The sequence below is a fragment of the Simplicispira suum genome (assembly GCF_003008595.1).
In the GTDB taxonomy this organism is placed as follows: domain Bacteria; phylum Pseudomonadota; class Gammaproteobacteria; order Burkholderiales; family Burkholderiaceae_C; genus Simplicispira; species Simplicispira suum.
In genome coordinates, this window is sequence record NZ_CP027669.1 from 897,039 (window position 1) to 923,457 (window position 26,419).

Sequence of the window (26,419 nt, forward strand, 5' to 3'; positions counted from 1 at the left end):
CTTTCAGCGCGCGAGGTAACCCCCGTCCACCGGGTAGTACGAACCGGTCACAAACGAGGCTTTGTCGCTCGAGAGCCACAGCACCAGCTCAGCCACCTCCTCGGCGCGGCCCAGCCGCCCGATGGGGTGCGCCGCGACCAGCATGTCGTTGATTGCTTTGTCCTCTTCCAAGGCGCTGATCATGGGCGTGTGGATGAAGCCCGGCCCGACGGCATTGATGCGCACACCCTGCGCGCTGTATTCGAGCGCTGTCGCCTGCGTCAGCCCTACGACACCGTGCTTGGCGGCCGCATAGGCCGGCGCTCCGGCAAAACCTACCGCGCCCAGGATGGACGCCATGTTGACGATAGCGCCGCCGCCGTTCTTGAGCATGGCCGGCAACTGGTACTTCATGCCGTAGAAGACACCTGACAGGTTGATGGCAATCACCTGCGCCCAGCCGTCCAGCGGGTAATCGGCGGTGGGCGCTTGCGGCCCGCCAATGCCAGCGTTGTTGCAGGCGATGTCGAGCCGCCCGAACTTTTCCACAGCGCCCCGAACCAGTGCTTCACAATCTTCGGGCTTGCCAACGTCTGCGGCGATGAAGATCGCCTCGCTGCCCGCAGCGCGGACCTGCTCTACCGTTTCCCCACCGCCACCGCGGTCCACGTCCGAGACCACCACTTTGGCACCCTCGCGCGCCCAGGCCAGGGCAACGGCGCGGCCAATGCCCGAGGAACCGCCAGTGATCAATGCGACTTTGTCTTTCAACATGGGAACTCCTTGCTGCCCCGGACCAAGCGCCGGGGCTTGCGGTCCATTGTGGACCGCGCGGCCGCAGCCGGCCAGTGGGCAGCGGCTACCATTGCGGCCCATGCCGATTTCTCACACTGCCCATGCCTGCCTTTGCCTTTGAAGCCCTCGACGCCCAGGGCCAGACGCGCACCGGCATGCTGGAAGCCGACAACGCCAAGGCCGCACGCAGCCAGCTGCGGGCCCAGGCGCTGGTTCCCCTCGATGTCTCTCCCGCCGCGCAATCGGGTGCGGCAGACGGTTCGCGCAACCCGGGCGGCTGGCTGCAGCGGCCGGTGTTTGGCAGCACGGGGCTGGCGATCTGGACGCGCCAGGTGGCGGGGCTGGTCTCCTCCGGCCTCACGCTGGAGCGCGCGCTGACGGCGCTTTCCGACGAGGCCGACGACGAACGCCAGCGCCACCTGGTGGCCGTGCTGCGCGCCGAAGTCAACGCGGGTGCGTCCTTTGCGCGGGCGCTGGCCCAGCACCCGCGCGAGTTCTCCGACATTTACTGCGCGGTGATTGGCGCGGGTGAGCACAGCGGCAAGCTCGGCCTGGTGCTGGAAAGCCTGGCAGACGACCTGGAAGAACGCCAGGCCCTCAAGGCCAAGCTGGTGGGCGCGGCGCTGTACCCGGCCATCGTCACGGTGGTGGCCATTGCCATCGTGATCTTTCTGGTCAGCTACGTGGTGCCGCAGGTGGCCGGCGTGTTTGCGGGCTCGCGCCGCGCGCTGCCCTTTTTGACCGTAGCCATGCTGGGTATCAGCAGCGTGGTGCGCAACTACGGTTTTTGGATGTTGATTGCTATTGTTATTGGAGCTGTATGCGCCCGCCTGGCTTACGCTAAGGACGAATTTCGTTCCAAATTCGACGCTTTCTTTCTGCGCCTGCCCATGGTGGGCCGGCTGGCGCGTGGCTACAACGCGGCGCGCTTTGCCAGCACCCTGGCCATGCTGGCCGGCGCTGGCGTGCCCATTTTGAAAGCCCTGCAGGCGGCCGCCGAAACCCTGAACAACCGGGCCATGCGCGCTGACGCGCTGGACGCCCTGGTGCAGGTGCGCGAAGGCGCGCCGCTGGCTTCGGCCCTGGCGCAGAAGAAGCGCTTTCCGGGACTGCTGTCCATGTTTGCCCGCCTGGGCGAGCAGACCGGCCAGCTGCCGCTGATGCTCCAGCGCGCTGCGGTGCAGCTTTCGGCCGAAGTGCAGCGCCGCGCCATGGCCCTGGCCACGCTGCTTGAGCCACTGCTGATCGTCGCCATGGGCCTCGTGGTCATGCTGATCGTGCTGGCCGTGCTGCTGCCCATCATCCAGCTCAACCAGTTCGTCAAATAGCCTATGCCCGTCAGCCTGCAAGACAAGCTCGTCGTAGCCATTTCCTCGCGCGCGCTGTTCGATTTCGAGGAAGAAAACCGCGTGTTCGACGCGCAGGATCCGCGCGCCTACATGCGGCTGCAGCAAGAGCGCCTCGCCGTCCCGGCGCGGCCGGGTGTGGCGTTTCCGCTGGTGCGCAAGCTCCTGGCCTTCAATGCCGGCGCGGCGCAACGCGTCGAAGTCGTGATGCTGTCGCGCAATGACCCGGTGACGGCGCTGCGCATTTTTCGCTCAGCGCAGAACGAAGGCCTGGCGCTGGAGCGCGGCGTATTCACCCAGGGGCGCGATCCGTTTCGCTACCTGCGGCCGCTGGGGGCGCATTTGTTCCTCTCAGCCAACGAGCGCGACGTGAGCGAAGCCCTGCAACTGGGTTTTCCCGCTGCGCGGGTGCTCACCGAATCGGTGGCCGCCGGAATCAACTACCCCAATGAGCTGCGCATTGCCTTTGACGGCGACGCCGTGCTGTTCTCGGACGAAGCCGAGCGCGTGTACCAGACAGGGGGGCTCGAAGCCTTTGTGACACACGAGACCAGCAAGGCCGCCTTGCCGCTCTCAGACGGCCCTTTCAAGCCGCTGCTGGCCGCCCTGCACCAACTCCAGCAGCAGGGCGATGCAGCGGGCATGCGGCTGCGCATTGCGCTGGTGACAGCACGCAGCGCGCCCGCGCATGAGCGCGCGATCAACACCCTGATGAAGTGGAATCTGGCGGTGGACGAGGCGATGTTTCTGGGCGGGCTGGAAAAGGGGCCGTTTTTGCGCGAATTCGAACCCGATTTCTTTTTTGACGACCAAACCGGCCATGTCAGCTCGGCCGCGCGCCATGTGCCCGCTGGCCATGTGCGCAGTCTGCCGGGGGCGGCTTAGAACAAAGCGCTTACAGCCCCGAAGTGCGCTTGATCTTGGGGTCCGAATAGGTCAGCGGCTCGTTCTTGGCCTGCTGCGCCATGCGCTCGGCCAAGGTCACTTTATTGACGTCTTGGGCGAGTTCGATGGCGCTGCCGCTGGCGCGCCACATCGACTGAATGAATTCGATCAATTGCTTGTAAATGGGCTCTTTGGGCGGCTCCACCGGCTTTTCGATCTCTTTCTTCTCCTTGACTTCGGTCCAGTCGAGATTTTCCTTGTCGGCGGCCGAAGGCTTTTCCGGCGTCTTGACGATGGCGCCCTCGCCCAGGCGATCCATGGACTCGACCGGATTGGCGGCGTTGATGGGACGCACCGGCACCGCTCCGGACGCCCCGGTGGAGTACAGATCGGCGCCCTGGGGACGCCAGCTTGTCGATCGGTCAACAGGTGGCAGTTGCATGGCAGTGGCCTCGGTAGGCTGAGGGGACGGGGTGGGCTACTCCCATCTCGTACGTCCATTTCGGCGAAGTGAAGGGGAACTTAAGCCCTTTTCGACGAATCACCCCAAAAATAAGGGTTTATCCCTATCAAGCCTCTCAGATAGCCCTAAAGAAATCGCTCCAGGAGCCGGCGCGAGCTGCGGTCCAGCGCTTCGGTGTCGGCAATGCGGTACTGGACCCCCTCGCCGCTGGCAATCAACAGGCGCGTCCGCCCGGCAAGCCGGCGGATATCCTCCTCGGCCTTCAGGGTGAGGCGGGTGTCGCCGCGATCGGTCTCTACCTGCCAGACGCTGGGGGTGGAAAAACTCGATACCGATACCAGGCGCGTGATCGTCGGAGAAAACTCCCGCATCGCCAGTTCCTCGTCGACGAGCGTGCGCAAGGCGCCGGGCAAGTCCGCCTGGCGGGCCACCCACAGCAGTTCGTGCCCGTCGTGGCCCAGCAGGGAGAGTCCTTCCTGCGGTGCAGCAATGGGAAAGGCGCGCACGGGCTGCACGCCGCTGTGCTCGCTGCCATCGGCCAGGGTCAGCACCAGGCGGCCATGCGCGTCGCGCCGCAGCTGCAACTTTGTGGGATCAGAATGCGTATTCATACTTGGCCTGCGGGGTGGGCGGAATGGGTCAGCGCGCCTTCGGGCAGGATGCCTGCGGCCTGCGCGTCTTCCTCAGCGCGCCGCGCCTGCGCTTCGTACAGGCGCCAGTAGGCGCCCTGCCGCTCCATCAGCGCGTCGTGCGGCCCGACTTCAACGATTTCGCCCCGGTCCATCACCACCAGCCGGTCGGCCTTGCGCAGCGTGGACAGGCGGTGGGCAATGGCAATGGTGGTGCGGCCCTGGACCAGGTTGTCGAGCGCCTTCTGGATTTCCTTTTCCGTCTCGGTGTCCACGGCCGAAGTCGCTTCGTCCATGATCAGGATGCGCGGATCAATCAGCAGCGCGCGGGCAATGCTGATGCGCTGGCGCTCACCGCCCGACAGCCCCTGGCCGCGCTCGCCCACCAGCGAGTCGTAGCCATGCGCCAGCCGCAGGATGAATTCGTGCGCATGGGCAGCGCGCGCCGCCGCCACGATTTCGGCGCGCGTCGCCTCGGGTTTGCCGTAGGCAATGTTCTCGGCAATCGTGCCAAAGAACAAAAACGGCTCCTGCAGCACCAGGCCGATGTGGCGCCGGTAGTCGGCTACGGCAAAGCGGCGGATGTCGGTGCCGTCGAGCGCAATGGTCCCCTCGGTCACGTCATAAAAGCGGCAGATCAGATTCACCAGCGTACTCTTGCCCGAACCGCTGTGGCCCACCAGCCCAATCATCTCGCCGGGGCGAATGTCCAGGTCCAGATTCTTGATGACGGCGCGGCTGCCGTAGCGAAAGCCCACGCCGCGCAGCGCAATGGCGCCCTGCACCCGCTCCATGCGCACCGGATGGACCGGCTCAGGCACGTTGCTGACGTGGTCCAGGATGTCAAAAATGCGCTTGGCGCCCGCAGCGGCCTTTTGCGTGACCGAGACAATGCGGCTCATGGAATCGAGCCGCCCATAGAAGCGTCCGATGTAAGCAATAAATGCCGTCAGCACGCCCACCGTGATCTGGCCTTTCGACACCAGCCAGATGCCAAAACCCCAGACCACCAGAAGGCCGATTTCTGTCAGCAGCGACACCGTGGGCGTGAACAGAGACCAGGTCTTGTTGAGTTTGTCATTCACCTGCAGGTTGTGCTGGTTGGCGTCGTGAAAACGCTGGGCTTCGCGCTTTTCCTGGGCGAACGCCTTGACCACGCGGATGCCCGGAATGGTGTCGGCCAGCACATTGGTGACCTCGCTCCAGACCCGGTCAATCTTCTCGAAGCCGGTGCGCAGGCGGTCGCGCACGGTGTGGATCATCCAGCCAATGAAGGGCAAGGGCACCAGCGTGACCAGCGCCAGCCAGGGATTGATCGAGAAAAGGATCGCCGCCGTCATGAAAATCATCAGCACGTCGGTGACAAAGTCGAGTGCATGCAGCGACAGGAAGACATTGATGCGGTCCGTCTCGGACCCGATGCGCGCCATCAGATCCCCGGTGCGCTTGCCGCCAAAGTAGTCCAGCGAGAGGCGCAGCAAATGCTCGTACGTCGTAGTGCGCAGGTCGGCGCCAATGCGCTCGGACACCAGGGCCAGGATGTAAGTGCGCGCCCAGCCCAACCCCCAGGCCAGCAAGGCCGACGCCAGCAAGCCGCTCAGGTACAGAAGCACCAGGCCAGGTTCAATCGTCTGCCCGTTCTGAAACGGGATCAGGATGTCATCCATCAGCGGAATGGTCAGGTAGGGCGGCACCAGCGTCGCGGCAGTGGACGCCAGCGTGAGAAAAAAACCTGCGGCCAGCTGTTTGCGGTACGGACGCGCAAAGCGCCACAGGCGCAGCAAAACCCAGGTGGACGTCTTCGCCGGCTGAGCGCGGGCGCAGACCGGACACTCTTCGGCGTCCGGCGGCAGCTCGCTCTGGCAGACGGGACACAGTGCGTCGCCGTCCTCGGACGCGCGCGCCTCCCACCCGCCTCGCACGATCTGCCCAATGCGCTGCTCGAACTGCCGCAGCAGCCGCTGCGCCACCGGGTTCTGTGCCAGGGTAAAGCGCCACAGCGCAATGCGGCGGACGTCGTCGTGCAGTTCCAGCGTGCCGACGCCGCCATGGTCCAGCAAGCGCAGGCCCAGTCCCGGCTCCAGTGTCCACTCGCGCCACTCACGATCGTGGTTGCGTGCCATCAGGCGCTGATCGGTCAGCACCAGCAGGCCGCTGGCAAACTGCAGGGTTTCGCTGAGGTCAACCTCCAGCGTGGCGAGCACGTTTTCATCGGAGGCAAGCCGCTCGTTCAGAGCGGCGTCAGAAAAACGGGGCGCGGCGCCCAGATCGGCCGCACGGTGGTGATGTTGCATCTTGATTGGAATAAGCGCGAAATGCGCAGACCCGGCAACGCCGGGCAGCAGGCGAATTTTCACCCAAACACGCGCGGCGCTGGCAACGGTATGCTTGCCATTTTGCTTTCCCGTCATTGCCATCGCGGGGTACTTCTACGTTTGCCACAGATATTCGCCCCCTCCCTGTAGTGCCCCATGACACCCTTTAAAGACATCGAACTTCTGCGTATCCACTATTTGCGTGGCCCCAATATCTGGACCTACCGGCCGGTGCTGGAGGTCTGGCTGGACCTGGGGACGCTTGAAGACCACCCCTCACACCAGCTTGCCGGCTTCAATGAGCGGCTCACCGCCTGGTTGCCGGCGCTGATCGAGCACCACTGCGGTGTGGGCGAGCGCGGCGGCTTCCTGCAGCGCCTGCAGGAGGGCACCTGGTGCGGCCACGTGCTGGAGCACATCGTGATCGAACTGCTCAACCTGGCCGGTATGCCCACAGGCTTTGGCCAGACGCGCTCAACCAGCCAGCACGGCGTGTACCGCATGGTGTTCCGGGCGCGCGAAGAGCAGGTGGCGCGCAGCGCGCTGGCAGAGGGCCACGCGCTCATCATGGCTGCCATCAACGACCTGCCCTTTGACGTGGACGCCGCAGTGGCGCGTGTGCGCACGGTGGTGGATGACCGCTATCTTGGCCCCAGCACGGCTTGCATCGTCACTGCGGCAGCCGACCGCAGCATTCCGCACATCCGCCTCAACGACGGCAATCTGGTGCAGTTGGGCTATGGCGCAGCGCAGCGCCGCATCTGGACGGCCGAGACCGAATTCACCAGCGCCATCGCCGAAGGCATCGCCAGCGACAAAGACCTCACCAAGAGCCTGCTCAAGGCCTGCGGCGTTCCGGTGCCCGAGGGCCAGGTGGTCAGCAGCCCCGAAGCGGCCTGGGAGGCGGCTCAGGACATCGGCCTGCCCGTGGTCGTCAAACCCTCAGACGGCAACCACGCGCGCGGCGTCACGCTCGACCTGCGCAAACGAGAGGACATCGAGGCCGCGTGGCACGTGGCCGAGCCCGAAGGCAGCGAGGTCATGGTCGAGCGCTTCATTCCCGGCGACGAGCACCGCCTGCTCATCGTCGGCGGCAAGCTGGCGGCAGCGGCGCGGGGCGAATTGGTCAGCGTCACCGGCAACGGCCGCAGCACGGTGGCCGAGCTGATCGAGAGCCAGCTCAACTCCGACCCGCGCCGGGGCTATGAGGAAGAGTATCCGCTGGACCTCATTGATCCACGTGCCATGGTCACGGTACAGCTCGAACTCCAGCGCCAGGACCTGACGGCCGATTCGGTGCCCGTCGCCGGCCGCCAGGTTGTGGTGCAGCGCAACGGCAATGTCGCCGTGGACTGCACCGACGAAGTCCACCCCGAGGTGGCCTACATCGCGGCACTGGCTGCCAAAGTGGTGGGACTGGACATTGCGGGAATCGACATGGTGGCGCAGGACATCGGCAAGCCCCTGCACACCCAGGGAGGCGCCATTGTCGAAGTCAACGCCGGCCCAGGCCTGCTGATGCACCTCAAACCCGCCGTGGGTGCGCCGCGCCCGGTCGGACAGGCGATTGCCGAGCACCTTTTCCCGCAGGTGGAAGACGGCGCTGACGGCGACCACGCCGGCCGCATTCCCATTGTGGGTGTTGCGGGAACACGCGCCAGCGCCACCATTGCGCGGCTGGTGGCCTGGTTTCTGCACCTGGGTGGGCGCTATACGGGCCTGGCGTGCAGCCAGGGCCTGTTTTTGAACGAACGCTGCGTGGACACCCGCGCAAGCGCCCACTGGGAAGGCGCACGGCGCCTGCTGACCAGCCAGATGGTGCAAGCCGCCGTGATTGAAAACGACGCCCGCGCCATCCTGCAAGATGGCCTGGCCTATGACCGCTGCAGCGTCGGCGTGGTGACCGACATGGACGGCTGGGAAGCGCTGGCCTCCTTTGACATCCGTGCGCAGGACCAGATGCCGCGCGTGCTGCGCACCCAGGTGGACGTGGTGCTGGCCAGCGGAGCGGCGGTTCTCAATGCCGACGAACCCGAGGTGGCGGCGCTCGCCCGGCTGTGCGACGGTGCGGTGATCCTGACCTCCACCGACCCGGCCAATCCCTTGCTGGCAGCGCACCGCGCCAACGACAACGGCCGCGCTGTACTGCTGCAAGGCGGCCAGGTGCTGCTGGTGCAGGGCCCGAGCGAGAAGTCGCTGGGTGCGCTCGATCGCCTGACCCAGGGCCACGGCGACGCGCCCGTGCCGGAACCGGCGCTGCTGGCAGCCATTGGCGCAGCCTGGGCGCTTGACATTGCTCCCGACCTGATTGCCGCTGGCATCAAGACCTTCGAGCCCGCTGCCGCTGCCGCCGGCGTGCCGCGCGTTCCGGTGCTCCCGCTCTGACATCCTCTTCCCTCGAAAGACTCCATGGAAGTTTCACGTACTCGCGCCTTGCGCGGCCCCAACCTCTGGAGCCGCAATACCGCCATTGAGGCCGTCGTACGCTGCACGGCGGACGAATGCGCGGTGTCGCAAATGGCCGGCTTTGAAGCCCGGTTGCGCGCCTTGTTTCCTGCCATTGGCGCGCTGCTGCCCGAAGGCAGCGAAAGCGACATCACGCTGGCCCACGTCCTGCAATCGGCCGCACTGGCGCTGCAGGCACAGGCGGGCTGCCCGGTGACCTTCAGCCGCACGGCACACACGCCAGAGACGGGCGTCTTCCAGGTCATCGTCGAGTACACCGAAGAGGCCGTGGGCCGCAAGGCTTTCGAGGATGCGCAGGCACTGATTTCCGCCGCGCAGGGCGGCGGCGCGTTTGACTGCGAGGCCGTGGTGGCGGCGCTGCGCGAGCTGGACGAGGACGAGCGCCTTGGTCCCAGTACGGGCTCCATCGTTGAGGCCGCTGCAGCGCGCGGTATTCCATGGCGCCGGCTCACGCAAGGCAGTCTGGTGCAGTTCGGCTGGGGCTCGCGCCAACGCCGCATCCAGGCCGCCGAAGTCGATGCCACCAGCGCCGTCGCCGAATCCATTGCCCAGGACAAGGACCTGACCAAGCGCCTGCTGCACGCCGCTGGCGTGCCCGTACCGATGGGGCGGCCCACCGCTACCGTGGACGACGCCTGGGCGGTGGCGCTTGATGTCGGTCTGCCCGTCGTGGTCAAACCGCAGGACGGCAACCAGGGCAAGGGCGTCACGGTCAATATCACCGAACGTGCGCAACTCGATGAAGCCTTTCGCGTCGCCGCCGAATACGGCGAGGTCATGGTCGAGCGCTTTCTGCCTGGGCACGACTTCCGCCTGCTGGTGGTGGGCAACCAGCTGGTGGCTGCCGCGCGGCGCGAGCCACCGCAGGTGCTGGGCGATGACATCCACACCGTGCGCGAGCTGGTGGATCTGGTCAACCTCGATCCGCGCCGCGGCGAAGGCCATGCCACGCCGCTGACCAAGATTCGCCTCGACGACATTGCCGTCGCGCGCCTTACCGCCCAAGGGTTGACGCCCGACTCGGTGCCGCCCAAAGGGCAGCGCATCATCCTGCGCAACAACGCCAACCTATCCACCGGCGGCTCGGCCACCGACGTCACCGACGACGTGCACCCCGACGTGGCAGCGCGCGCCGTGGCGGCGGCGCAAATGGTCGGTCTGCACATTTGCGGCGTCGATCTGGTGTGCGAGAGCGTGCTGCACCCCATCGAAGAACAAGCCGGCGGTATCGTCGAAGTCAACGCCGCCCCTGGCCTGCGCATGCACCTTGCGCCGTCGTACGGAAAGCCGCGCGCGATTGGCCAGGCGATGGTGGACCTGGTATTCCCGCCCGGCAACGACGGACGCATTCCGGTGGTGGCCGTGACCGGCACCAACGGCAAGACGACCACGGCGCGCCTCATCGCCCACCTCTTTTCCGCCCAGGGACTGCGCGTGGGCATGACCAACACCGACGGCGTCTATGTGAATGGCCGCCAGATCGACAGCGGCGACTGCAGCGGCCCCAAGAGCGCGCGCAACGTGCTGCTGCACCCCGAGGTGGATGCGGCAGTATTTGAAACCGCGCGCGGCGGCATCCTGCGCGAGGGCCTGGGTTTTGACCGCTGCCAGGTGGCGGTGGTCACCAACATTGGCGAAGGCGACCACCTGGGGCTGAACTTCATCACCACGGTGGAAGACCTGGCGGTGCTCAAGCGCGTCATCGTCCAGAACGTGGCGCCCGAGGGCTATGCGGTGCTCAATGCGGCCGACCCCATCGTCGCGGCCATGGCGCCGGCCTGCCCGGGCAAGATCATCTTCTTTGCCGCTGACCGCCACCACCCCGTGATGGCCACGCACCGCGCCCAGGGCAACCGCTCGGTCTACGTCGATGGCGATTCGGTGATTGCTGCCGAAGGTTCGTGGCGCGAGGCCATCCATTTGCGCGACGTGCCCATCACGCGCAGCGGCAAGATCGCTTTTCAGGTGGAAAACGTCATGGCTTCGGTGGCCGCCGCCTGGGGCGCGGGCCTGTCGTGGGAGACCATCCGCCGCGGCCTCTCGGGTTTCGTCAACGACAGCGACAACGCGCCCGGCCGCTTCAACCTGATGGATTACAAAGGCGCTACGGTCATTGCCGACTACGGCCACAACCCCGACGCCATGCGCGCCCTGGTGGGCGCCGTCAATGCGCTGCCGGCCAAGCGCCGCAGCGTGGTCATCAGTGGCGCCGGCGACCGGCGCGACGAGGACATCCGCGCGCAAACCGTGATTCTCGGCGCCGCCTTTGACGACGTACTGCTGTACCAGGACGCAGCCCAGCGCGGGCGCGCCGACGGCGAGGTGATGCGCCTGCTGCGCGAAGGACTGGCCGGCGCCGGGCGCACCCAGCATGTCGAGGAAATTCGCGGCGAGTTCATCGCCATCGACACCGCCCTGGCACGCCTGGCACCCGGTGACCTGTGCCTGGTGCTGGTCGACCAGGTGGAACAAGCGCTGGCGCATCTGGCGCGCCGCTGCGCAGAAACATGAGGGCAGCATGAACCCACATCACTCCACCGGCACCGTCCACCTGTTGCGCGCAGCCATTGGCGCGCTGTGCCTGACCGGCGCCATGGCTGGCCACGCAGCCGACAAGATCGGCTCCGTCGACACCGCGTTCCAGTGGATCGGCCGCGACCACGACATCCTCGTCGAGGCGTACGACGACCCAGGGGTTGCCGGCGTGACCTGCTACGTCTCACGCGCCCGCGTCGGCGGCATCAAGGGCACGCTCGGGCTGGCCGAAGACCGGGCCGAGGCGTCCATTGCCTGCCGCCAGACCGGCCCACTGTCGTTTGCCAAACCGCTGCGCCAGCAGCAAGAGATTTTTTCCGAACGCATGTCGCTGCTCTTCAAGCGCCTGCGCGTGGTGCGCATGGTGGACGCAGAGCGCAACACCCTGGTCTACCTGAGCTACTCGGACAAGTTGATTGACGGCTCGCCACAGAACAGCATCACCGCCGTGCCGGTGGATCGCGCCACGCCCATTCCGCTGGACAAGTGATTCACAACAGAAATTTTTGGTAAAAATGGCCGCTAGCGCTTATTCCATAATCGCTAATAGCTATATTTATAATAGCAAAACAGTTCGAGCTACCACGACAAAGACGTGCAGTTCCTCGCCATATGGACAAGCACCCGCGATGCGACAGCCGGATCGCTGAGCAGTCGTTGGTGGCCAAGGCCCTGGGTCACCAGCAATTCGCCGCAGGCGAATAAGGCAGCGATCCTTCGGCTGCTCGCTACCGGCGCCACGCGATCGCACGCGTCGTGAACAATCAACGTGGGCAAGGCAATCTGCACGGCCATGCGATCCAGCTCGAACTCCGACAATCGCGCACCCCCGTAGCTTCCCAGCCGCTCGACCAGACGGCGAGCCCATGACGCCGGCAGACCAAAAGCGTGCGCCACGCTCTGCACCATGCGCGCAGGCGAATCGGGTGGAGATATCAGGACCAATCGGTCGACCGCCAAGCCTCGCGTGGCGGCGTGCGCGGAGGCAAGCGCGCCTGCCGAATGCGCAACCACGCCATGCACCCGGCCATAACGCGCTTGGAGCGCAAACAATGCCCGCGAGAACTGCGCCACGCTGCTTGTGTGCCCGGTACTGCTGCCGTGGGCGGGCAAGTCGACCAGCGTGGTGCAGAACCCTGCCTCGACGAGCAGGTTGGCAATGCCCTGCATTTGCATGGCGTTGCCGCCCCAGCCATGAACCAGCACGATGCGCGGGCGAGCGCCACTGCCCAAATGCTCGGAAACACTCAGCATTCCGGACTCAAACGGAAGGCGGCTGCGGCGCCATCCGCTTCGAGACGCGGAGCGCTCAAGCATGCCTGTGCGAGGCCGGGGCCTGGAGAGCACCTGGAGCGCTATCGCCACGCTGGTGTCGGGCGCAAGGCGGTACGTCGTGCGCAGCAAGGCACCCAAACCTGGGCGCTTGTGCGCCAATCCGTAGTGGGCGGCGTGCGGTGGTGAAGGCGGCTCAAGTGGGGTTTCAGGAGTGCCCGGCTCACCGCGCATAGGTGCCCAGGCCCACCAAGACCGCAACCGCCAACAGCCCTGCCCAACCGGGGTGCCGTGCTCGGGTTCCGATTCCTACCAGTGCCGAACTCGCCAGCAATGCGGCGACGACCATCGCCTCCATCCAACCCGCGCCGGGTCCCGCCGAAGGCGACGATCTCAGATTCAAGATGGCTGCCGCCGCCAGAAACGCAAGTACGGTCACGACGTGCCAAGTGGCCCAGAGGATGCGCACGTGGCGCTCTCTCAGTACGCTGCCGCCGTTGGTCGGCACCACTCCCTCGGTCCGCATGCGCGAAAAAATAAGCACTTCGCCCAGGACGCTGTGAATCAGGCCCACCAGCGTCAACAGCACTGCGCCCGCCACATACATGGTGTTTTCCATCTGTCGTTCTCCTTCAATGTGATTGGGTTGGTCGAACTGGCGAGGCGATCACTTCGCCGTCGGCGCCAGGCGGCGAATGCGCTCTGCAGCCCATAAGCCGGTTTCCACTGCGCCGTCCGTCCACGGCATGCCCAGGTAGTCGCCGCACAAAACGATGCGGCGCTTGGGTACGAGTTCGGCGCGGTACTGCGCAATTGCGCGGGCGCGGCCCAGTGGTGACAAGGGCTCGGCGCAGGGCCAGCGCTGCACCCTGTGGTCCACCACCGCCCGCGAAATGCCGGGCCAGCGCAACTCGAGCCACTGCAGAACCGCCTCGACAAGCGACGCGTCCGGCTCGTCCCGGTACTTGCGCGCACCGGCGTCGCCGAGCATGAGCGTCAACACCTCGGGCGCCTGCGCGACAGGCAATCGCGCCGACTCGACCACCATGGCGGCCACGGAGTGGCCGGTGGCTGCAGATGCGCCGGGCGCAAGCAAAAGCCCGTGCACCGCCTCCAGGTTGCCGGGCAATCGCCAATCCGAATGCATGCCCAGCGCAACATGTGCTGCAGCTGCATAGCCTGTTTGCAGCAAGCGTCTTTCAAGCGCGTCCGGCGTTGTCAGCAATTGCTTGGCAACTGGCGCAGGCACGGCCAGCACCGCCCAATCCGCTTCCAGGCAGTCGCCACCGAGATGGGCCTGCACGCCGTGTGGGCCTTCAACCAAAGCCTCCACCTTCGCGCCCGTCTGCACATTCAGCTCGGCCGCCATGGCGCGCGGCAGGCGGCCCCAGCCGCCTCTGATGGCCAGGGCTTCGGCATTGAGGAACGACATCACCGCACCAATCAGTGCCCGCGAGGTCTGCTCCAACGTGTGGAAATAGAAGCCGTGGATGGTGGGCGCCAGGAGATGGTCGGTCGCGGCTGCCCCCAGGTTGCGGTTGCACCAGGGCGCAGCTTCCTCCGTATCCAGACGCGCAAACGCGGCATAGCTCGACCGGTCGCGCCAGCGCCCGGTAAGCGCCAAGGGGAGCGAGCCCGCAATGAGGCGCGCGCCTTCGCGCCTGCTCAACAGGCCGCTTGTCACGAAGGTGCCAGGGCGCTTCTGATGGACTTTGTGCAGACGGCCATGGCGTTCGAACGCCGCCCAGGGAGAAGCCTTCTCCACCGACCCGGCCATACCGGCTTCGTCAAGCAGCCGGGGAATGTGGCGATAGCCGCTCGACGGGAACTGCGCGCCGCACTCGATGGTGCGGCCGTGAAAGGAATCGCTCTGCACCCGACCGCCCGCCCCCTGCGCCTGCTCGAGCACGCGCACCTGAAACCCTGCACGGTGCAGCGACTGCGCGGCGGCCAGACCGGCCATTCCCGCCCCGACCACGAGGACACGCTGGGCTGGCCCGAGAAGCGATTGGGATAAATTTGCCATGCACGAACTCTAGAGCCCGCCCTGGCACCATACACAGCCTGTATGGTGGCAATTCGATGAAAAAAGTCTCCCGCGAATCGTGGATTCAGGCCGGCTTCCAGACGCTGGATCAGCTCGGCTACACGCAGCTTTCTGCAGAAAAAATCGCGCGGCGCCTGCATGTCACGCGCGGTTCGTTCTACCACCACTTCCGCAGCCGCGCCGAATTCGTCGACGCCCTGCTGGTGCGCTGGCGGCAAGACTACACCGCCGAGGTCATTGCCCAGGCCAGCGCCGAAGGCGACCCCCAGCGGCGGCTGGAGCGCTATCTATCGGTCGCGGGACGTCTGCAGCCGGGCCGGGAGGTCGCCATTCGGGCCTGGGCCGCGCGGGATCGCACGGTCCTCGCGGTGCTGGAGCAAACCGATGCAGCCCGCCTTGAATTTGTTCGGCAGTTGGGACGCGACTTGTTTCCTTGCGCTGCAGAAAATGCGCTCCACCGCTTCGCCAGGATTGCATGCCTCGCCTTCATCGGGTTTCAGCAAACGGGGCCGCATGGGCGCGAGCGATTTGTCGCGCTGGTGCAGGACGTGCTGGACATGTTGACGCCGAGCGATACCGCTCGGCCCAAACCGGCGCCTATTCCTGGCGCTGCGCCGCAATCTGCCGAAGCGCCTGCTCGAAGACTTCCACCGGCTGCCCGCCCTGGATCAGATGCCGGTCGTTGACGATCACCGCCGGCACCGAGTGGATGCCTTGCTGCAGGTAAAACTGCTCGCGCTCGCGCACCTCGTCGGCGTAGCGGTCTGAAGCCAGCACGGTGCGCGCCTCCTGCGCGTCCAGCCCCGCCTCTTGCGCCACCCGCACCAGCACGTCGTGGTCGCTCGGGTCCTGGCCGTCGGTGAAATAGGCCTTGAACAAGCCGTTTTTAAGCGGCGCTTGCCGCCCCTGCAGCTCGGCCCAGTGCAACAGGCGGTGGGCGTCAAAGGTGTTGTAGATGCGGCTGCGCGCGCCGGAGGTGAAGGTAAAGCCCAGCTCGGCACCGCGCGCAGCAATGGCGGCGCGCGTGGCTTCGCGCTGCTCGGCCGACGCCCCGTACTTCTGCTGCAGGTGTTCGCCGATGTCCTGGCCGCCCGGCCCCATCTGCGGGTTGAGTTCAAACGGCTGAAAGTGCAGGTCCAGCTGCACCTCACCGGCCAGGCGCTCGGCTGCCTGCTCCAGCGCACGCAGGCCAATGACGCACCAGGGGCAGGACACATCGGAAACGAAATCAATTTTGAGAGGAGTGGCCATCGCAATCTCCAGCAAGCGAGCAAGTCTGCATTCTGGAGCGAAGCCGCCACCGACGCAGCGCAGCCGTGCGGAACCTGCTTGGGCGGCATGGGCGTGGCAGCAAAGACTCCTGTATTCATAGCGCCCAGCGCTCACCCACAAAGCGCCAGAGGCCAATTTGGCCTGGATTTTCCAGCATTCACAGCAGGGCGTTGCCATGCCAGAATGCCGCATGCCCACGCACAGCCCCTATGCCGACGCCAACGCGCCATCGCAGGCCGCCAGCGGCAACACCGTGGATGCGCTCTACCGCGCCGCGCTCGGCCCGGTGCAGCAGCCGCGCTATTTGGCGCTGTTTGAACGCTTTGACCAGGCAGGGCGGGCGCCCGTGGGCTGGAACCTTGCTGCCAGCCTGGCTACGCTCAACTGGATGCTGCTGCACCATTTATGGACCGCAGCCCTGGTCTATGTGGCCCTGGTGGAAGGCCTGGCCCTGCTGATCTTTGGCGTGGGTCGCCCGCTGCTGCACTGGCCCGAGCAGGTGGAATGGGGGCTGTTCGCCGCCTTTGCCTTGTTTGCCATCGTTCTGCCCGGCCTGTTTGGCGACGCGCTGCTGTACAGCGAAATCCGCAAACGCATGGCGCGCGCGCTGGTGGCAGCGCACAGCATTCCCGAAGCCTGCCAGCTGCTCGCCCGCCAGGCCAGCAGCTGGCGGCGCCTGATCTGGATTGCCGTGGCCAATGGGGGGCTGTTTCTGGCCATCGCCGCAGCCTGGCTGTGGGTGCCGGAGGACGACTGGCGTGCCGGCCGCCCGAGCGATACGCAGGTAGCATCCGGTCCGGTGCAGAGTGCAGGCAAGGCCTTGCCCGCCAGCGTGCCTGCTTCAGCATCGACTTCTGCTACTGCTTCAACGCCAACGCTCGCCGCCAAAGCACGCACCGCCTCTGCCAGCGCCCCGGCGGTGACTGCGTCAGGGCCTCAGACCCTTGCTGCTTCGGCCACAGCGCTCGGCAGTGCCGCACCTGTGCACCCCGGCGCGGGCGATGGCGACGCCGAAGGCACGCGCGTTCCGGATGCGACCAGTCCCGCCCCTGCGCAAAGTGAGCACAGCGCAGCAGCAGCCCTTTCTCCATCCACAGCCACCGCACCAACGCACAATGCAGCAGCCCAGGCAGGGAAAGCGTCCCCACCGCCGGGCAAACGGCGCGTCCCAGGGGCAGCCTCGCCTGCAGCATCCAGATCGCTAGGCACCCCTTCGCCGGCTGACGCTCCGGCCGCAACCCCAGACGGCGCCGCGACCGCCTCCCGCAAAGCTGCCAGCACACCCACGCCAGCATCCACGCCCACTCCGCTGGGCAGTGCGCCTGGCTACTACATCAACGTCGGTCTGTTTGCAGAAGAGGCCAACGCGCGCCGGGCCCAGGCCAAGCTGCTCAATGTCGGGCTGCCCGCATTCCGCCAGACCTTCAGCACCAAAAACGGTGAGCGCACCCGCGTTCGCGTCGGTCCGTTTGACAGCGAGGCCGACGCGCAAAAGGCGGCCACGCAAATTCGCAGTCTGCAGCTCGATGCGCTGATTTACCGCCAACGCGGCTGACGGCCCTGCGCCATGGCCCAACCGCCACATCCGCCGCATCCGCCCGCAGGCGCCGATCCGCGCGCCGGACTGCGGCGGGCGGCCCGAGTGGTGCTGGCAGGGTGGGCCTATCTGTTGTTGTTCGCTGCGGTGGCCCACGGTCTGCTGCGCTGGCCCATGCTGGGCGTTGCCGCCGCCAGCTGGCTGCTCGCGCTGCCGGTCCTCGCCGCCTGGTGGCACCAGGATGCGACGCACCGCCTGCTCGCTCTGCATCCCTACCGCAGTGGCGCTGCCTTGCACCGCTGGTACGCGCGCCGTGTGCTGCCGATGGCGCTGCGCGTGATGCTGGCCTTGCTGCTGACGGCTGCTGCGCTGTTACAAACGCCTTTTTTTGCTCTCTCCGAGTGGGTCCTGCTGGCATTGGCGGCTCCTGGCTACGCCCTGCTGGAAGCGGTTTTTTACCGCCTCGGCGCCGCACAGTTCGCCACCGAACGCTACGCGCAGCGCTGGGTGCGGCGAGCCACCCATGCCACGCTGGTGCTGCTGCTGGCACTGGCCTGGCTGGCTCTGCGCCTGTCGGACCACGCCAGCGTGCCGCTGCCGCTGGCCGAGCGGCTGGGCCAGTGGCAGGCCGGCTGGAGCGACGCGCCATCGCACGCACTGCGCTGGGCACTCGACGCCCTGGCCTGGAGTCAGGCAGGATTTGAGACTGCGCTCTCGCAGCTGCCAGCGGACCGGCGCTGGCAGGCGCTGGCAGGCCTCGTGCTGGCGCCGCTGGCGCTGTTCGGCCACAGCGCCCTGGCCATTGCCGGTTGCGCCCTCTCTCTGCCCGAGCTGCGCCGGGCAAGTGCCGTGCCGCTGTGTGCCGAAGTGGTTCCGCCGCGACTGACGCCTGAGCGGGCCGCCGTCTGGGCAGCGATTGGCGTGCTGGCGACCTGGCTCTGGCTCGATCTGGCCGGACGCACCGAATACCTGGCCCAGAGCAGCCCCAGCCCCTTTGCCGTGCAGGCGCTTCCCGAATGCGAGCGCATTGGCGGACGCGTCTACCGCGTAGGCGCCGAGGCACTGCTGGAGCAACTGGGCGCCCGCACCCAAAAAAGCCTTGCTGCCTCGCAGGTCCAGGCCTGCACCGCACTCGACAAAGTGCGGGCGCTGGCCGAACCGGGAGTGGACGCCTACCTGGACTGGTACTTCAGCCTGGGCGCTGAATGGGCGCGGCTCGCCGCCATGCTGGCCGGCGACGCAGAGCTACTGATGCGGGTGAAGTTCGAGCAGCTCGTCCTGCAAGACGACGGCATTGGCAGCGCGCTTGGCACAGTTCAACGCGAATACGCCGCGCAATGGGGCGCCGCCCTGAACGCACGGGCCGATGCGCTGGCGCTACTGGAGTCGCAGCACCTGGTGCTGAGCGAATCGCAGTGCCGCGTGGTGCACGAGGCACCCGAGAGCCCTGCACTGCTCGCGGTGCGCGGCCACAGCGCCAGACTGGCGGCGAGTTCCGGTGTTGCGCTGATTGCCGGCAGCTTTGCCGGCACGGTGGCCGCCAAAGCAATGGGCAAGGCGAGCATGAAGGCGGCCAGCAAGCTGCTGCTCAAGGCAGCGGCAAAAAAAAGCTTGGGCAAGGCCGGCGCCGCAGCCGCAGGCGCCGCCTTGGGTACCGTGGTGGCGCCCGGCCTGGGAACGGCGCTGGGCGCTGGCCTGGGCGCAGCGGTGGGTCTGGCGCTGGGCGCCGGGGTCGACCTGACGCTGCTCGCCGCAGAAGAAATGCTTACCCGCGAAAACATGCGCCGTGAGCTGCTGGAGGCTGTCGACGAATCTCTGGCGCCTTACCGCGCCAGCCTGTCATGTGGGGCGGCTCGCCCATAGGACCAGACGGGAAATCGCGCGGCGCCGCAGGGCTTCGCCACCACCCAGCCCTTGAAAACTGGGGAAATGCCCTTATCATTAGCACTCGTCCATCGCGAGTGCTAGCAGCTTCGATGGACTGCCATTCACAAGCGCCTGTTTGTCAGGCGCTTTGCCGTCCAGGCGCATTTTTGAACCAGGAGTATTGCAATGAAACTTCGTCCCCTTGCTGACCGCGTGATTATCAAGCGCATCGAGTCTGAAACCAAGACCGCTTCCGGCATTTTCATCCCCGACAACGCTGCCGAAAAGCCCGATCAGGGTGAAGTGCTGGCCGTGGGCCCCGGCAAGCACGACGAGGACGGCGACCGCATCGAGATGAGCGTCAAGGTCGGCGACCGCGTGCTGTTTGGCAAGTACAGCGGCCAGACCGTCAAGGTCGATGGCGACGAGTTGCTGGTAATGAAAGAAGACGACCTCTTCGCAGTTGTGGAGAAATAAAGCTACTGCGCAGGCGCCTGGCGTTGTTGCGCGGTGCTCGCAATCCTCACGTACACAAGTACGTTCCGGTTGCTGCGCTCCGTGCGCCTAGCCTGACACCTGCTCGCTACGCTTTCTTCCCCCACAACCAGTTATCCGTTTCACGAATTTTTTAGACTTTTCAGGAGCTCCAACATGGCAGCAAAAGACGTAGTTTTCGGCGGCGAAGCCCGCGCACGCATGGTCGAGGGTGTGAACATCCTGGCCAACGCAGTCAAGACCACCCTGGGCCCCAAGGGTCGCAACGTGGTGCTCGAGCGTTCGTACGGCGCCCCCACCGTGACCAAGGACGGTGTGTCCGTGGCCAAGGAAATCGAACTCAAGGACAAGCTGCAAAACATGGGCGCGCAGATGGTCAAGGAAGTTGCTTCCAAGACCTCTGACATCGCTGGCGACGGCACCACCACCGCCACCGTGCTGGCCCAGGCCATCGTGCACGAAGGCATGAAGTACGTGGCCGCCGGCATGAACCCCATGGATCTGAAGCGCGGCATCGACAAGGCTGTGACGGCCCTGGTTGCCGAGCTGAAAAAAGCGTCCAAGGCCACCACGACCTCCAAGGAAATCGCCCAGGTCGGCTCGATTTCGGCCAACTCGGACGAAACCATTGGCAAGATCATTGCTGATGCGATGGACAAGGTCGGCAAGGAAGGCGTCATCACCGTCGAAGACGGCAAGTCGCTGGAATCCGAACTCGAAGTCGTCGAAGGCATGCAGTTTGACCGCGGCTACCTCTCGCCCTACTTCATCAACAACCCAGAGAAGCAATCCGCGATTCTGGAAAACCCCTTCGTGCTGCTGTACGACAAGAAGATCAGCAACATCCGCGACCTGCTGCCCACGCTCGAAGCCGTGGCCAAGTCGGGCCGTCCGCTGCTCATCATCTCGGAAGACGTCGAAGGCGAAGCCCTGGCAACGCTGGTGGTCAACACCATCCGCGGCATCCTGAAGGTTGTGGCTGTCAAGGCCCCAGGCTTTGGCGACCGCCGCAAGGCCATGCTGGAAGACATCGCCATCCTGACGGGCGGCAAGGTCATCGCTGAAGAAGTCGGCCTGACGCTGGAGAAGGTCACGCTGGCCGACCTCGGCTCGGCCAAGCGCGTCGAAGTGGGCAAGGAAAACACCATCATCATCGACGGCGAAGGCCAGGCTGCCGACATCGAAGCGCGCGTCAAGCAAGTGCGCGTGCAAATCGAAGAAGCCACCAGCGACTACGACCGCGAGAAGCTGCAAGAGCGCGTGGCCAAGCTGGCCGGCGGTGTCGCCTTGATCAAGGTGGGCGCTGCCACCGAAGTCGAAATGAAGGAAAAGAAGGCCCGCGTCGAAGACGCCCTGCACGCGACCCGCGCTGCGGTGGAAGAAGGCATCGTGGCTGGTGGTGGCGTGGCTCTGCTGCGCGCCAAGCAGGCTGCTGGCGAGATCAAGGGCGACAACCCGGATCAGGAAGCCGGCATCAAGCTGGTGCTCAAGGCCATTGAGTCGCCGCTGCGCGAAATCGTCGCCAACGCCGGTGGCGAGCCATCGGTGGTGGTCGCGGCCATCCTGGCTGGCAAGGGCAACTATGGCTTCAACGCTGCCAACGACACCTACGGCGACATGATCGAGATGGGCATTCTGGACCCAACGAAAGTGACGCGCACTGCACTGCAGAACGCAGCTTCCGTGTCGTCCTTGATGCTCACCACCGAGTGCATGGTGGCCGAGGCGCCGAAGGAAGAAGGCGGCGCTGGCGGCGGCATGCCCGACATGGGTGGCATGGGCGGCATGGGCGGCATGGGCATGTAACGGCCCCGAGGCAGAGCCTGCTCCGCCTCAACGTTTCGCAGAACCCGCAGGTCTCACGGCCTGCGGGTTTTTTCGTTCAGGCGGCCGGTGCCTCGCCAAAACTGTTGGCCTGCGCTGCGCTGGGCTGCACCCACCAAAACAGCAGCACCAGATACCCAATGCCGGTCAGCATGAGCAACTGCCACCAACCTGAGCGCCCCACGTCGTGCAGGCGACGCGTACCCACTGCCAGCGCGGGCAGCAGCAGCAACAGCACCACGACGCTGTACACCATCTCGCCCAACAGGCTGGAGACGATCACCACCAGAATCTGGAACAGGAAAAACCACCAGAACTCCGAGCGCGGCGCGCGCCCCGTAAACGTTGCGTACTGGGTCAGACAGCTCTGAATGGCCTGCATGAAATTCATGGCATGGTTCCTCTCTTGGTGAGTTTTTTTGGATGGTGGGACGAACGCCCCGCGCCATGATAGGGCGGCAAGCCGCCGCTTTGCACCCCGTTTTTCACTGCAGCGCGCCGATGCTGCTCGCGAGCTTCAGGCGCTGCATCGCAAGATTTTATGCTCTATTTTCAATAGCTAACAACGCTTATCAGATAAGCGCTGGAGCCTTATTTCACTTGATTTTTCAGCGCGTGCGTCGCCTGCGCCAGTGCGCTGATACGCGCCCAGTCGGCGGCGCGCACGGCATCGGGCGGCGTCAGCCACGAGCCGCCGACGCAGCGCACATTGGGCAGCGCTAGGTAGTCCGCCGCCGACTGCGCCGTGATGCCGCCGGTTGGGCAGAACGACACTGCACCGAACGGGCTGGCCCAGGCTTTGAGCAGGCCGAGCCCGCCCACGGCCTGCGCCGGGAAGAGCTTGAGAAAGTCGTAGCCGTCCTGCAGCGCCGCCATGATCTCGCCCGACGTTGCCACGCCGGGCAGCAGCGGCAGGCCGAGCGCCCGGCAGGCTGTGCCCACGGCATGCGTGTAGCCGGGGCTCACGGCAAACACCGCGCCTGCTGCTTGGGCGCGGCGCGCATCGTCGGCATTCAATACCGTGCCGGCGCCGACGATGGCCTCGGGCAAGGCTTTGGCAATGGCTTCGATGGCAGGCAAGGCAGCCGGCGTGCGCATGGTGATTTCCAGCACCCGCACACCGCCGGCCAGCAGCGCGCGGGCCAGCGGCAGCGCGTCGGCTTCGCGCTCAATCACGATCACGGGAATGACGGGGCCCCAGCCGGGCAAGTCGCGGGTGGTCAAAGCCATGTGCAGGCTCCCTGTTCTGCACCGGCAGCGTTTTGCCGGAAGTTGTGAAAAAGATCGCGCCCAAACGTATGTGCCGGCGGGGCGCTCGGTTGCGCGGGTGCGCGGGCATCCCATTCTTCTGCGCCCACGATCACGTCGAGCGTTCCGGCATCGGCATCCACGCGAAGGACGTCGCCATCGCGCACCCGCGCCAGCGGACCGCCACCCAGCGCTTCGGGCGTAACGTGGATCGCGGCGGGCACCTTGCCCGAGGCGCCGCTCATGCGTCCGTCCGTGACCAGCGCCACGCGCAAGCCCTGGTTTTGCAGCACGGCCAGCGGCGGCGTGAGCTTGTGCAGCTCGGGCATGCCGTTGGCGCGCGGGCCCTGGAAGCGCACCACCGCCACCATGTCTTGCGTCAGTTCACCCGCATTGAAGGCCGCGAGCAAGGCTTCCTGCGAGTCAAAAACGCGCGCCGGCGCCTCGATCACATGCCGGTCCTCCGGCACGGCAGACACCTTGATGACGGCGCGGCCCAGGCGCCCCTGCAGCAGGCGCAGCCCGCCCGTGGGCGAGAACGGCGCTGCCGCCGTGCGCACTACGCCTTCGTCGCCCGAACCAGCTGGGGCAGCCGCCGCGCCAGCGCGGATGCCACCGGCGTTCACGCTGAGCACACCCTCGTGCATCAGGCCCGCGTCCAGCAGCTCGCGCAAGATCCAGGGCGGGCCACCGGCCGCCTGGAACTGGTTCACGTCAGCGTCGCCGTTCGGATAGACCCGGGCCAGCAAGGGGACGACCGACGACAAATCGTCAAAGTCGGTCCAGTCAATGAAAATGCCCGCGCTGCGCGCCACCGCCACCCAGTGGATGAGGTGGTTGGTCGAGCCCCCCGTCGCCAGCAAAGCCACCATGGCATTGACGATGCAGCGCTCGTCCACCAGGTAGCCAATGGGCGTGAAGCGTGCGCCGCGATTGCCAATGTTCAGCACCGTGGCAAGGGCATCGCGTGTGAACTGCTCGCGCTCGGGGCTGGCTGGGTGGGCAAAGGCGGCGTTCGGTACGTGCAGGCCCATGGCTTCGAGCAGCATCTGGTTGCTGTTGGCCGTGCCATAGAAGGTGCAGGTGCCTGGGCTGTGGTACGCAGCCTGCTCAGACACCAGCAGCTCCGATCGGCCCACTTTGCCCTGGGCATAGTCCTCCCGCACCTTGGATTTGGTTTTGTTGGAAATGCCCGTACCCATGGGGCCGGCGGGCACGAAAACACAAGGCAAGTGGCCGTAGTGCAGCGCGCCGATGAGCAGGCCCGGCACGATCTTGTCGCAAATGCCCAGCAGCAAGGCGCCATCAAACACGTCGTGCGACAAGGCGATGGCCGTGGACAGGGCGATGGCATCGCGCGAGAACAGGGAGAGCTCCATGCCGGCCGTGCCCTGGGTAATGCCGTCGCACATGGCTGGCACGCCGCCCGCCACCTGCACCGTGGCGCCCAGGCGCCTGGCCTCATCGCGAAGTACGTCCGGGAAGCCCTGATAGGGCTGGTGGGCCGAGAGCATGTCGTTGTAGGCAGTAACGATGCCGATGTTGGGCGCCTTTTCCACTGTCACTTTGAGCTTGTCGGCCCCCGGCAACGCGGCGTAGGCGTGGGCGAGGTTGGCGCAGCCCATGCGGTCCTGCGGCGGTCGGCGGGCGATCATGGTCTCGACATGGGCGAGGTAGGCGGCGCGGCTCTCGCAACTGCGATCAACGATGCGCTGGGTGACTCGCGCGACGACGGGATGCATGGCAGGCTCCGATCTGAAAAAGAACAAGTAATGTAACCAAATAACCATTTTTCTTCAAGAAAAATTGGCTTCTGCGTCAATCGAAATCTAGTTCTACCTTGTTATTGAAATACGAATAAGTAACCAAATTACATATCTACTCAGCGCGCAAGCGCTTCAGCAGCCCGGCGGTGGAGCCGTCCAGCCCCTGCACATCTTCGCTGCGCAGCCGCTGCTCCAGATCGTTGGCCAGCAGCTTGCCGAGTTCCACGCCCCATTGGTCAAAGCTGTTGATGCCCCACAGACTGCCACTGACAAACACCCGGTGCTCCTGCAGCGCCAGCAGCGCACCGAGGCTGCGGGGCATCAGGGCATCGAGCAACAAAAAGCTGCTGGGCCGGCTGCCTGGAAACTCGCGGTGGCGGTTCGCGTTGGCGCGGCCCAGCATCAATGCCTGGGCCTGGGCCAGCGCGTTCGCCAGGAGCTTTTCCTGGTGTCCGGGCCAGGGGTGGTCGGCCTGGCGCACAGCAAGAATCTCCAGCGGCAGCACTTCCGTGCCCTGGTGCAGCATCTGAAAGAACGCATGCTGGCCATTGGTGCCGGGCTCGCCCCAGAGCACGGGGGCGCTGTTCACGGCCAGCCGTGCGCCGCTGCGGTCCACGCGCTTGCCGTTGCTTTCCATTTCAAGCTGCTGCAGATAGGCCGGCAAGCGGCCCAGGGCTGCGTGGTAGGGCGCTATGCAGCGGCTGCTAAAACCATGGAAGTTGCGGTACCAAACGTCCAGCAGCCCCATGCGCAGCGGCAGATTGGCTTGTGGCGGCGCGGTGCGAAAATGCTCGTCCATGGCATGGGCGCCGGCCAGAAACTCGCCAAAGCGGGCTTTGCCGATGGCGATGGCAAGCGCCAGCCCAATGGCCGACCAGATCGAGTAGCGCCCGCCCACCCAGTCCCAGAAACCAAAGCAGGTGTGGATGCCCAGCGCCCGCGCGGCTTCGATGTTGGTCGTGAGGCCGATGAAATGGCGCGCCACGTCCTGCCCGCCCTGCTGCGCAAACCAGGCCATCGCCGAATGTGCGTTGGCCATGGTCTCGGCGGTGGTGAAGGTTTTGGACGCCACCAGAAACACGGTGCTCTCGGCCCGCAAACCTTGCAGCGCGGTCTGCAGCTCATGGCCGTCGACGTTGGAGACGAAATGCAGGCGCTTGCCCGGCGCGCGGTACGCCTCCAGCGCGCGCACGGCCATGGCCGGCCCCAGGTCCGAGCCACCAATGCCAATGTTGACGATATCGGTAATGCAGTCGTCAGCGCGCACCTGTTCGGCAAAGTCCAGCATGGCTGTCTGCACCGCATGCACCTCGGCCAGCAGCCCGGAAATTTCCGGCCGATCGCCCGGCAAGGCCAGGCCCACCGGCCGGCGCAGCAGGGTGTGCAGCACGGCGCGCTGCTCGGTGGTGTTGATCGGGTCGCCGCGCAGCATGGCGTCGCGCTGCCCGGTGACGCCGCAGGCCCTGGCCAACTGCTGCAACAGCACTTCTGTCTCGCGCGTCCAGAGGTTCTTGGACAGATCGGCAAACACCTCGGGGGCCTGCTGGCTGAAGTACGCAAAGCGCTGGGAGTCGCGCGCAAAGGCCACGCGCAGGTCCAGCGCGCGCCCCTGTGCTTCGAAATGGGCTTGCAGAAGGGGCCATTCGGCGGTTTGATCGCAACGTTGCATCGGGGAATCC

Annotated in this window: 22 protein-coding genes; 10 read left to right on the forward strand and 12 right to left on the reverse strand. The window is 65.8% G+C overall.

The window, feature by feature from the left end; genetic code table 11:
* Window positions 1-3 precede the first annotated feature (3 nt).
* Window positions 4-753, reverse strand: coding sequence for an SDR family oxidoreductase (locus C6571_RS04275; protein ID WP_106445597.1), 750 nt, complete (start codon window positions 751-753; stop codon window positions 4-6).
* 122 nt (window positions 754-875) lie between these two features.
* Here C6571_RS04275 and gspF point away from each other — a divergent pair, with 122 nt between their 5' ends.
* Complete coding sequence (gene gspF, locus C6571_RS04280; protein WP_106445598.1) at window positions 876-2,102, forward strand: type II secretion system inner membrane protein GspF; 1,227 nt, start codon at window positions 876-878, stop codon at window positions 2,100-2,102.
* A 3-nt stretch (window positions 2,103-2,105) separates the two neighbouring features.
* Window positions 2,106-3,005 carry a 5'-nucleotidase gene (locus C6571_RS04285; protein ID WP_106445599.1) on the forward strand — a complete coding sequence of 300 codons (900 nt, stop codon included), beginning with the start codon at window positions 2,106-2,108 and terminating at the stop codon, window positions 3,003-3,005.
* A gap of 10 nt (window positions 3,006-3,015) precedes the next feature.
* On the opposite strand, the gene C6571_RS04290 is transcribed toward C6571_RS04285, so the two are convergent.
* From C6571_RS04290 to C6571_RS04300, 3 genes are all read right to left on the reverse strand, one after another.
* On the reverse strand, window positions 3,016-3,447 hold the full coding sequence (locus C6571_RS04290; protein WP_106445600.1) for a hypothetical protein: 432 nt from the start codon (window positions 3,445-3,447) through the stop codon (window positions 3,016-3,018).
* Between the two features lie 146 nt (window positions 3,448-3,593).
* Window positions 3,594-4,079: a cyanophycin metabolism-associated DUF1854 family protein gene (locus C6571_RS04295; protein WP_106445601.1), complete on the reverse strand. Its 486-nt coding sequence runs from the start codon at window positions 4,077-4,079 to the stop codon at window positions 3,594-3,596.
* Entirely contained in the window at window positions 4,076-6,391 is a 2,316-nt protein-coding gene (locus tag C6571_RS04300; RefSeq protein WP_106448033.1) for a cyanophycin metabolism-associated ABC transporter, read from the reverse strand. The genes C6571_RS04295 and C6571_RS04300 overlap by 4 nt, the downstream gene beginning before the upstream one ends.
* Window positions 6,392-6,568: 177 nt before the next feature.
* Here C6571_RS04300 and C6571_RS04305 point away from each other — a divergent pair, with 177 nt between their 5' ends.
* The 3 genes from C6571_RS04305 to C6571_RS04315 all read left to right on the forward strand — a co-directional run bounded on the left by C6571_RS04305 (window position 6,569) and on the right by C6571_RS04315 (window position 11,903).
* Entirely contained in the window at window positions 6,569-8,797 is a 2,229-nt protein-coding gene (locus C6571_RS04305) for a cyanophycin synthetase (RefSeq protein ID WP_106445602.1), read from the forward strand.
* Between the two features lie 24 nt (window positions 8,798-8,821).
* Window positions 8,822-11,389, forward strand: a complete 2,568-nt coding sequence (gene cphA, locus C6571_RS04310; RefSeq protein WP_106445603.1) for a cyanophycin synthetase — start codon at window positions 8,822-8,824, stop codon at window positions 11,387-11,389.
* Between the two features lie 82 nt (window positions 11,390-11,471).
* On the forward strand, window positions 11,472-11,903 hold the full coding sequence (locus C6571_RS04315; protein ID WP_245901497.1) for a CreA family protein: 432 nt from the start codon (window positions 11,472-11,474) through the stop codon (window positions 11,901-11,903).
* A gap of 89 nt (window positions 11,904-11,992) precedes the next feature.
* On the opposite strand, the gene C6571_RS04320 is transcribed toward C6571_RS04315, so the two are convergent.
* The 3 genes from C6571_RS04320 to C6571_RS04330 all read right to left on the reverse strand — a co-directional run bounded on the left by C6571_RS04320 (window position 11,993) and on the right by C6571_RS04330 (window position 14,711).
* Window positions 11,993-12,667, reverse strand: a complete 675-nt coding sequence (locus C6571_RS04320) for an alpha/beta hydrolase (RefSeq protein WP_170094678.1) — start codon at window positions 12,665-12,667, stop codon at window positions 11,993-11,995.
* A 241-nt stretch (window positions 12,668-12,908) separates the two neighbouring features.
* Window positions 12,909-13,304, reverse strand: a complete 396-nt coding sequence (locus tag C6571_RS04325) for a hypothetical protein (protein WP_245901395.1) — start codon at window positions 13,302-13,304, stop codon at window positions 12,909-12,911.
* Between the two features lie 48 nt (window positions 13,305-13,352).
* Window positions 13,353-14,711 (reverse strand): protoporphyrinogen/coproporphyrinogen oxidase, encoded by a 1,359-nt coding sequence (locus tag C6571_RS04330; RefSeq protein ID WP_106445606.1) that lies wholly within the window; start codon window positions 14,709-14,711, stop codon window positions 13,353-13,355.
* Between the two features lie 56 nt (window positions 14,712-14,767).
* Between C6571_RS04330 and C6571_RS04335 the strand changes: the two genes are divergently transcribed.
* On the forward strand, window positions 14,768-15,418 hold the full coding sequence (locus C6571_RS04335) for a TetR/AcrR family transcriptional regulator (RefSeq protein WP_106445607.1): 651 nt from the start codon (window positions 14,768-14,770) through the stop codon (window positions 15,416-15,418).
* Here the strand turns inward: C6571_RS04335 and C6571_RS04340 are convergent.
* Entirely contained in the window at window positions 15,330-15,983 is a 654-nt protein-coding gene (locus C6571_RS04340) for a DsbA family oxidoreductase (RefSeq protein WP_106448035.1), read from the reverse strand. The genes C6571_RS04335 and C6571_RS04340 overlap by 89 nt on opposite strands.
* Window positions 15,984-16,194: 211 nt before the next feature.
* Here C6571_RS04340 and C6571_RS04345 point away from each other — a divergent pair, with 211 nt between their 5' ends.
* The 4 genes from C6571_RS04345 to groL all read left to right on the forward strand — a co-directional run bounded on the left by C6571_RS04345 (window position 16,195) and on the right by groL (window position 21,708).
* Entirely contained in the window at window positions 16,195-17,559 is a 1,365-nt protein-coding gene (locus tag C6571_RS04345) for an SPOR domain-containing protein (RefSeq protein ID WP_245901397.1), read from the forward strand.
* 12 nt (window positions 17,560-17,571) lie between these two features.
* Window positions 17,572-19,404 carry a hypothetical protein gene (locus C6571_RS04350; RefSeq protein ID WP_106445609.1) on the forward strand — a complete coding sequence of 611 codons (1,833 nt, stop codon included), beginning with the start codon at window positions 17,572-17,574 and terminating at the stop codon, window positions 19,402-19,404.
* Between the two features lie 189 nt (window positions 19,405-19,593).
* The gene (gene groES / locus C6571_RS04355; protein ID WP_106445610.1) at window positions 19,594-19,884 is read left to right on the forward strand and encodes a co-chaperone GroES; all 291 of its coding nucleotides are present in this window, start codon (window positions 19,594-19,596) and stop codon (window positions 19,882-19,884) included.
* Window positions 19,885-20,058: 174 nt separating this feature from the next.
* On the forward strand, window positions 20,059-21,708 hold the full coding sequence (gene groL, locus C6571_RS04360) for a chaperonin GroEL (RefSeq protein WP_106445611.1): 1,650 nt from the start codon (window positions 20,059-20,061) through the stop codon (window positions 21,706-21,708).
* Window positions 21,709-21,784: 76 nt separating this feature from the next.
* Here groL and C6571_RS04365 read toward each other — a convergent pair whose 3' ends face one another.
* The 4 genes from C6571_RS04365 to pgi all read right to left on the reverse strand — a co-directional run bounded on the left by C6571_RS04365 (window position 21,785) and on the right by pgi (window position 26,409).
* Window positions 21,785-22,117: a DUF805 domain-containing protein gene (locus C6571_RS04365; protein ID WP_106445612.1), complete on the reverse strand. Its 333-nt coding sequence runs from the start codon at window positions 22,115-22,117 to the stop codon at window positions 21,785-21,787.
* 200 nt (window positions 22,118-22,317) lie between these two features.
* Window positions 22,318-22,956 carry a bifunctional 4-hydroxy-2-oxoglutarate aldolase/2-dehydro-3-deoxy-phosphogluconate aldolase gene (eda, locus tag C6571_RS04370; RefSeq protein WP_106445613.1) on the reverse strand — a complete coding sequence of 213 codons (639 nt, stop codon included), beginning with the start codon at window positions 22,954-22,956 and terminating at the stop codon, window positions 22,318-22,320.
* Window positions 22,947-24,716, reverse strand: coding sequence for a phosphogluconate dehydratase (gene edd, locus C6571_RS04375; RefSeq protein ID WP_106445614.1), 1,770 nt, complete (start codon window positions 24,714-24,716; stop codon window positions 22,947-22,949). The genes eda and edd overlap by 10 nt, the downstream gene beginning before the upstream one ends.
* 136 nt (window positions 24,717-24,852) lie before the next feature.
* Window positions 24,853-26,409: a glucose-6-phosphate isomerase gene (gene pgi, locus C6571_RS04380; protein WP_106445615.1), complete on the reverse strand. Its 1,557-nt coding sequence runs from the start codon at window positions 26,407-26,409 to the stop codon at window positions 24,853-24,855.
* Window positions 26,410-26,419 lie beyond the last annotated feature (10 nt).

Bases quoted from the DNA above. Each gene is read 5' to 3' on its own strand.
- C6571_RS04285 (WP_106445599.1), top strand. From the start codon at position 2,106: ATGCCCGTCAGCCTGCAAGACAAGCTCGTCGTAGCCATTTCCTCGCGC.
- C6571_RS04330 (WP_106445606.1), bottom strand. From the start codon at position 14,711: ATGGCAAATTTATCCCAATCGCTTCTCGGGCCAGCCCAGCGTGTCCTC.
- C6571_RS04320 (WP_170094678.1), bottom strand. From the start codon at position 12,667: ATGCTGAGTGTTTCCGAGCATTTGGGCAGTGGCGCTCGCCCGCGCATC.
- groES (WP_106445610.1), top strand. From the start codon at position 19,594: ATGAAACTTCGTCCCCTTGCTGACCGCGTGATTATCAAGCGCATCGAG.
- C6571_RS04315 (WP_245901497.1), top strand. From the start codon at position 11,472: ATGGCTGGCCACGCAGCCGACAAGATCGGCTCCGTCGACACCGCGTTC.
- C6571_RS04350 (WP_106445609.1), top strand. From the start codon at position 17,572: ATGGCCCAACCGCCACATCCGCCGCATCCGCCCGCAGGCGCCGATCCG.
- gspF (WP_106445598.1), top strand. From the start codon at position 876: ATGCCTGCCTTTGCCTTTGAAGCCCTCGACGCCCAGGGCCAGACGCGC.
- C6571_RS04345 (WP_245901397.1), top strand. From the start codon at position 16,195: ATGCCCACGCACAGCCCCTATGCCGACGCCAACGCGCCATCGCAGGCC.
- C6571_RS04300 (WP_106448033.1), bottom strand. From the start codon at position 6,391: ATGCAACATCACCACCGTGCGGCCGATCTGGGCGCCGCGCCCCGTTTT.
- eda (WP_106445613.1), bottom strand. From the start codon at position 22,956: ATGGCTTTGACCACCCGCGACTTGCCCGGCTGGGGCCCCGTCATTCCC.
- cphA (WP_106445603.1), top strand. From the start codon at position 8,822: ATGGAAGTTTCACGTACTCGCGCCTTGCGCGGCCCCAACCTCTGGAGC.
- edd (WP_106445614.1), bottom strand. From the start codon at position 24,716: ATGCATCCCGTCGTCGCGCGAGTCACCCAGCGCATCGTTGATCGCAGT.
- groL (WP_106445611.1), top strand. From the start codon at position 20,059: ATGGCAGCAAAAGACGTAGTTTTCGGCGGCGAAGCCCGCGCACGCATG.
- C6571_RS04365 (WP_106445612.1), bottom strand. From the start codon at position 22,117: ATGAATTTCATGCAGGCCATTCAGAGCTGTCTGACCCAGTACGCAACG.
- C6571_RS04335 (WP_106445607.1), top strand. From the start codon at position 14,768: ATGAAAAAAGTCTCCCGCGAATCGTGGATTCAGGCCGGCTTCCAGACG.
- C6571_RS04295 (WP_106445601.1), bottom strand. From the start codon at position 4,079: ATGAATACGCATTCTGATCCCACAAAGTTGCAGCTGCGGCGCGACGCG.
- C6571_RS04275 (WP_106445597.1), bottom strand. From the start codon at position 753: ATGTTGAAAGACAAAGTCGCATTGATCACTGGCGGTTCCTCGGGCATT.
- C6571_RS04305 (WP_106445602.1), top strand. From the start codon at position 6,569: ATGACACCCTTTAAAGACATCGAACTTCTGCGTATCCACTATTTGCGT.
- C6571_RS04290 (WP_106445600.1), bottom strand. From the start codon at position 3,447: ATGCAACTGCCACCTGTTGACCGATCGACAAGCTGGCGTCCCCAGGGC.
- C6571_RS04340 (WP_106448035.1), bottom strand. From the start codon at position 15,983: ATGGCCACTCCTCTCAAAATTGATTTCGTTTCCGATGTGTCCTGCCCC.
- C6571_RS04325 (WP_245901395.1), bottom strand. From the start codon at position 13,304: ATGGAAAACACCATGTATGTGGCGGGCGCAGTGCTGTTGACGCTGGTG.
- pgi (WP_106445615.1), bottom strand. From the start codon at position 26,409: ATGCAACGTTGCGATCAAACCGCCGAATGGCCCCTTCTGCAAGCCCAT.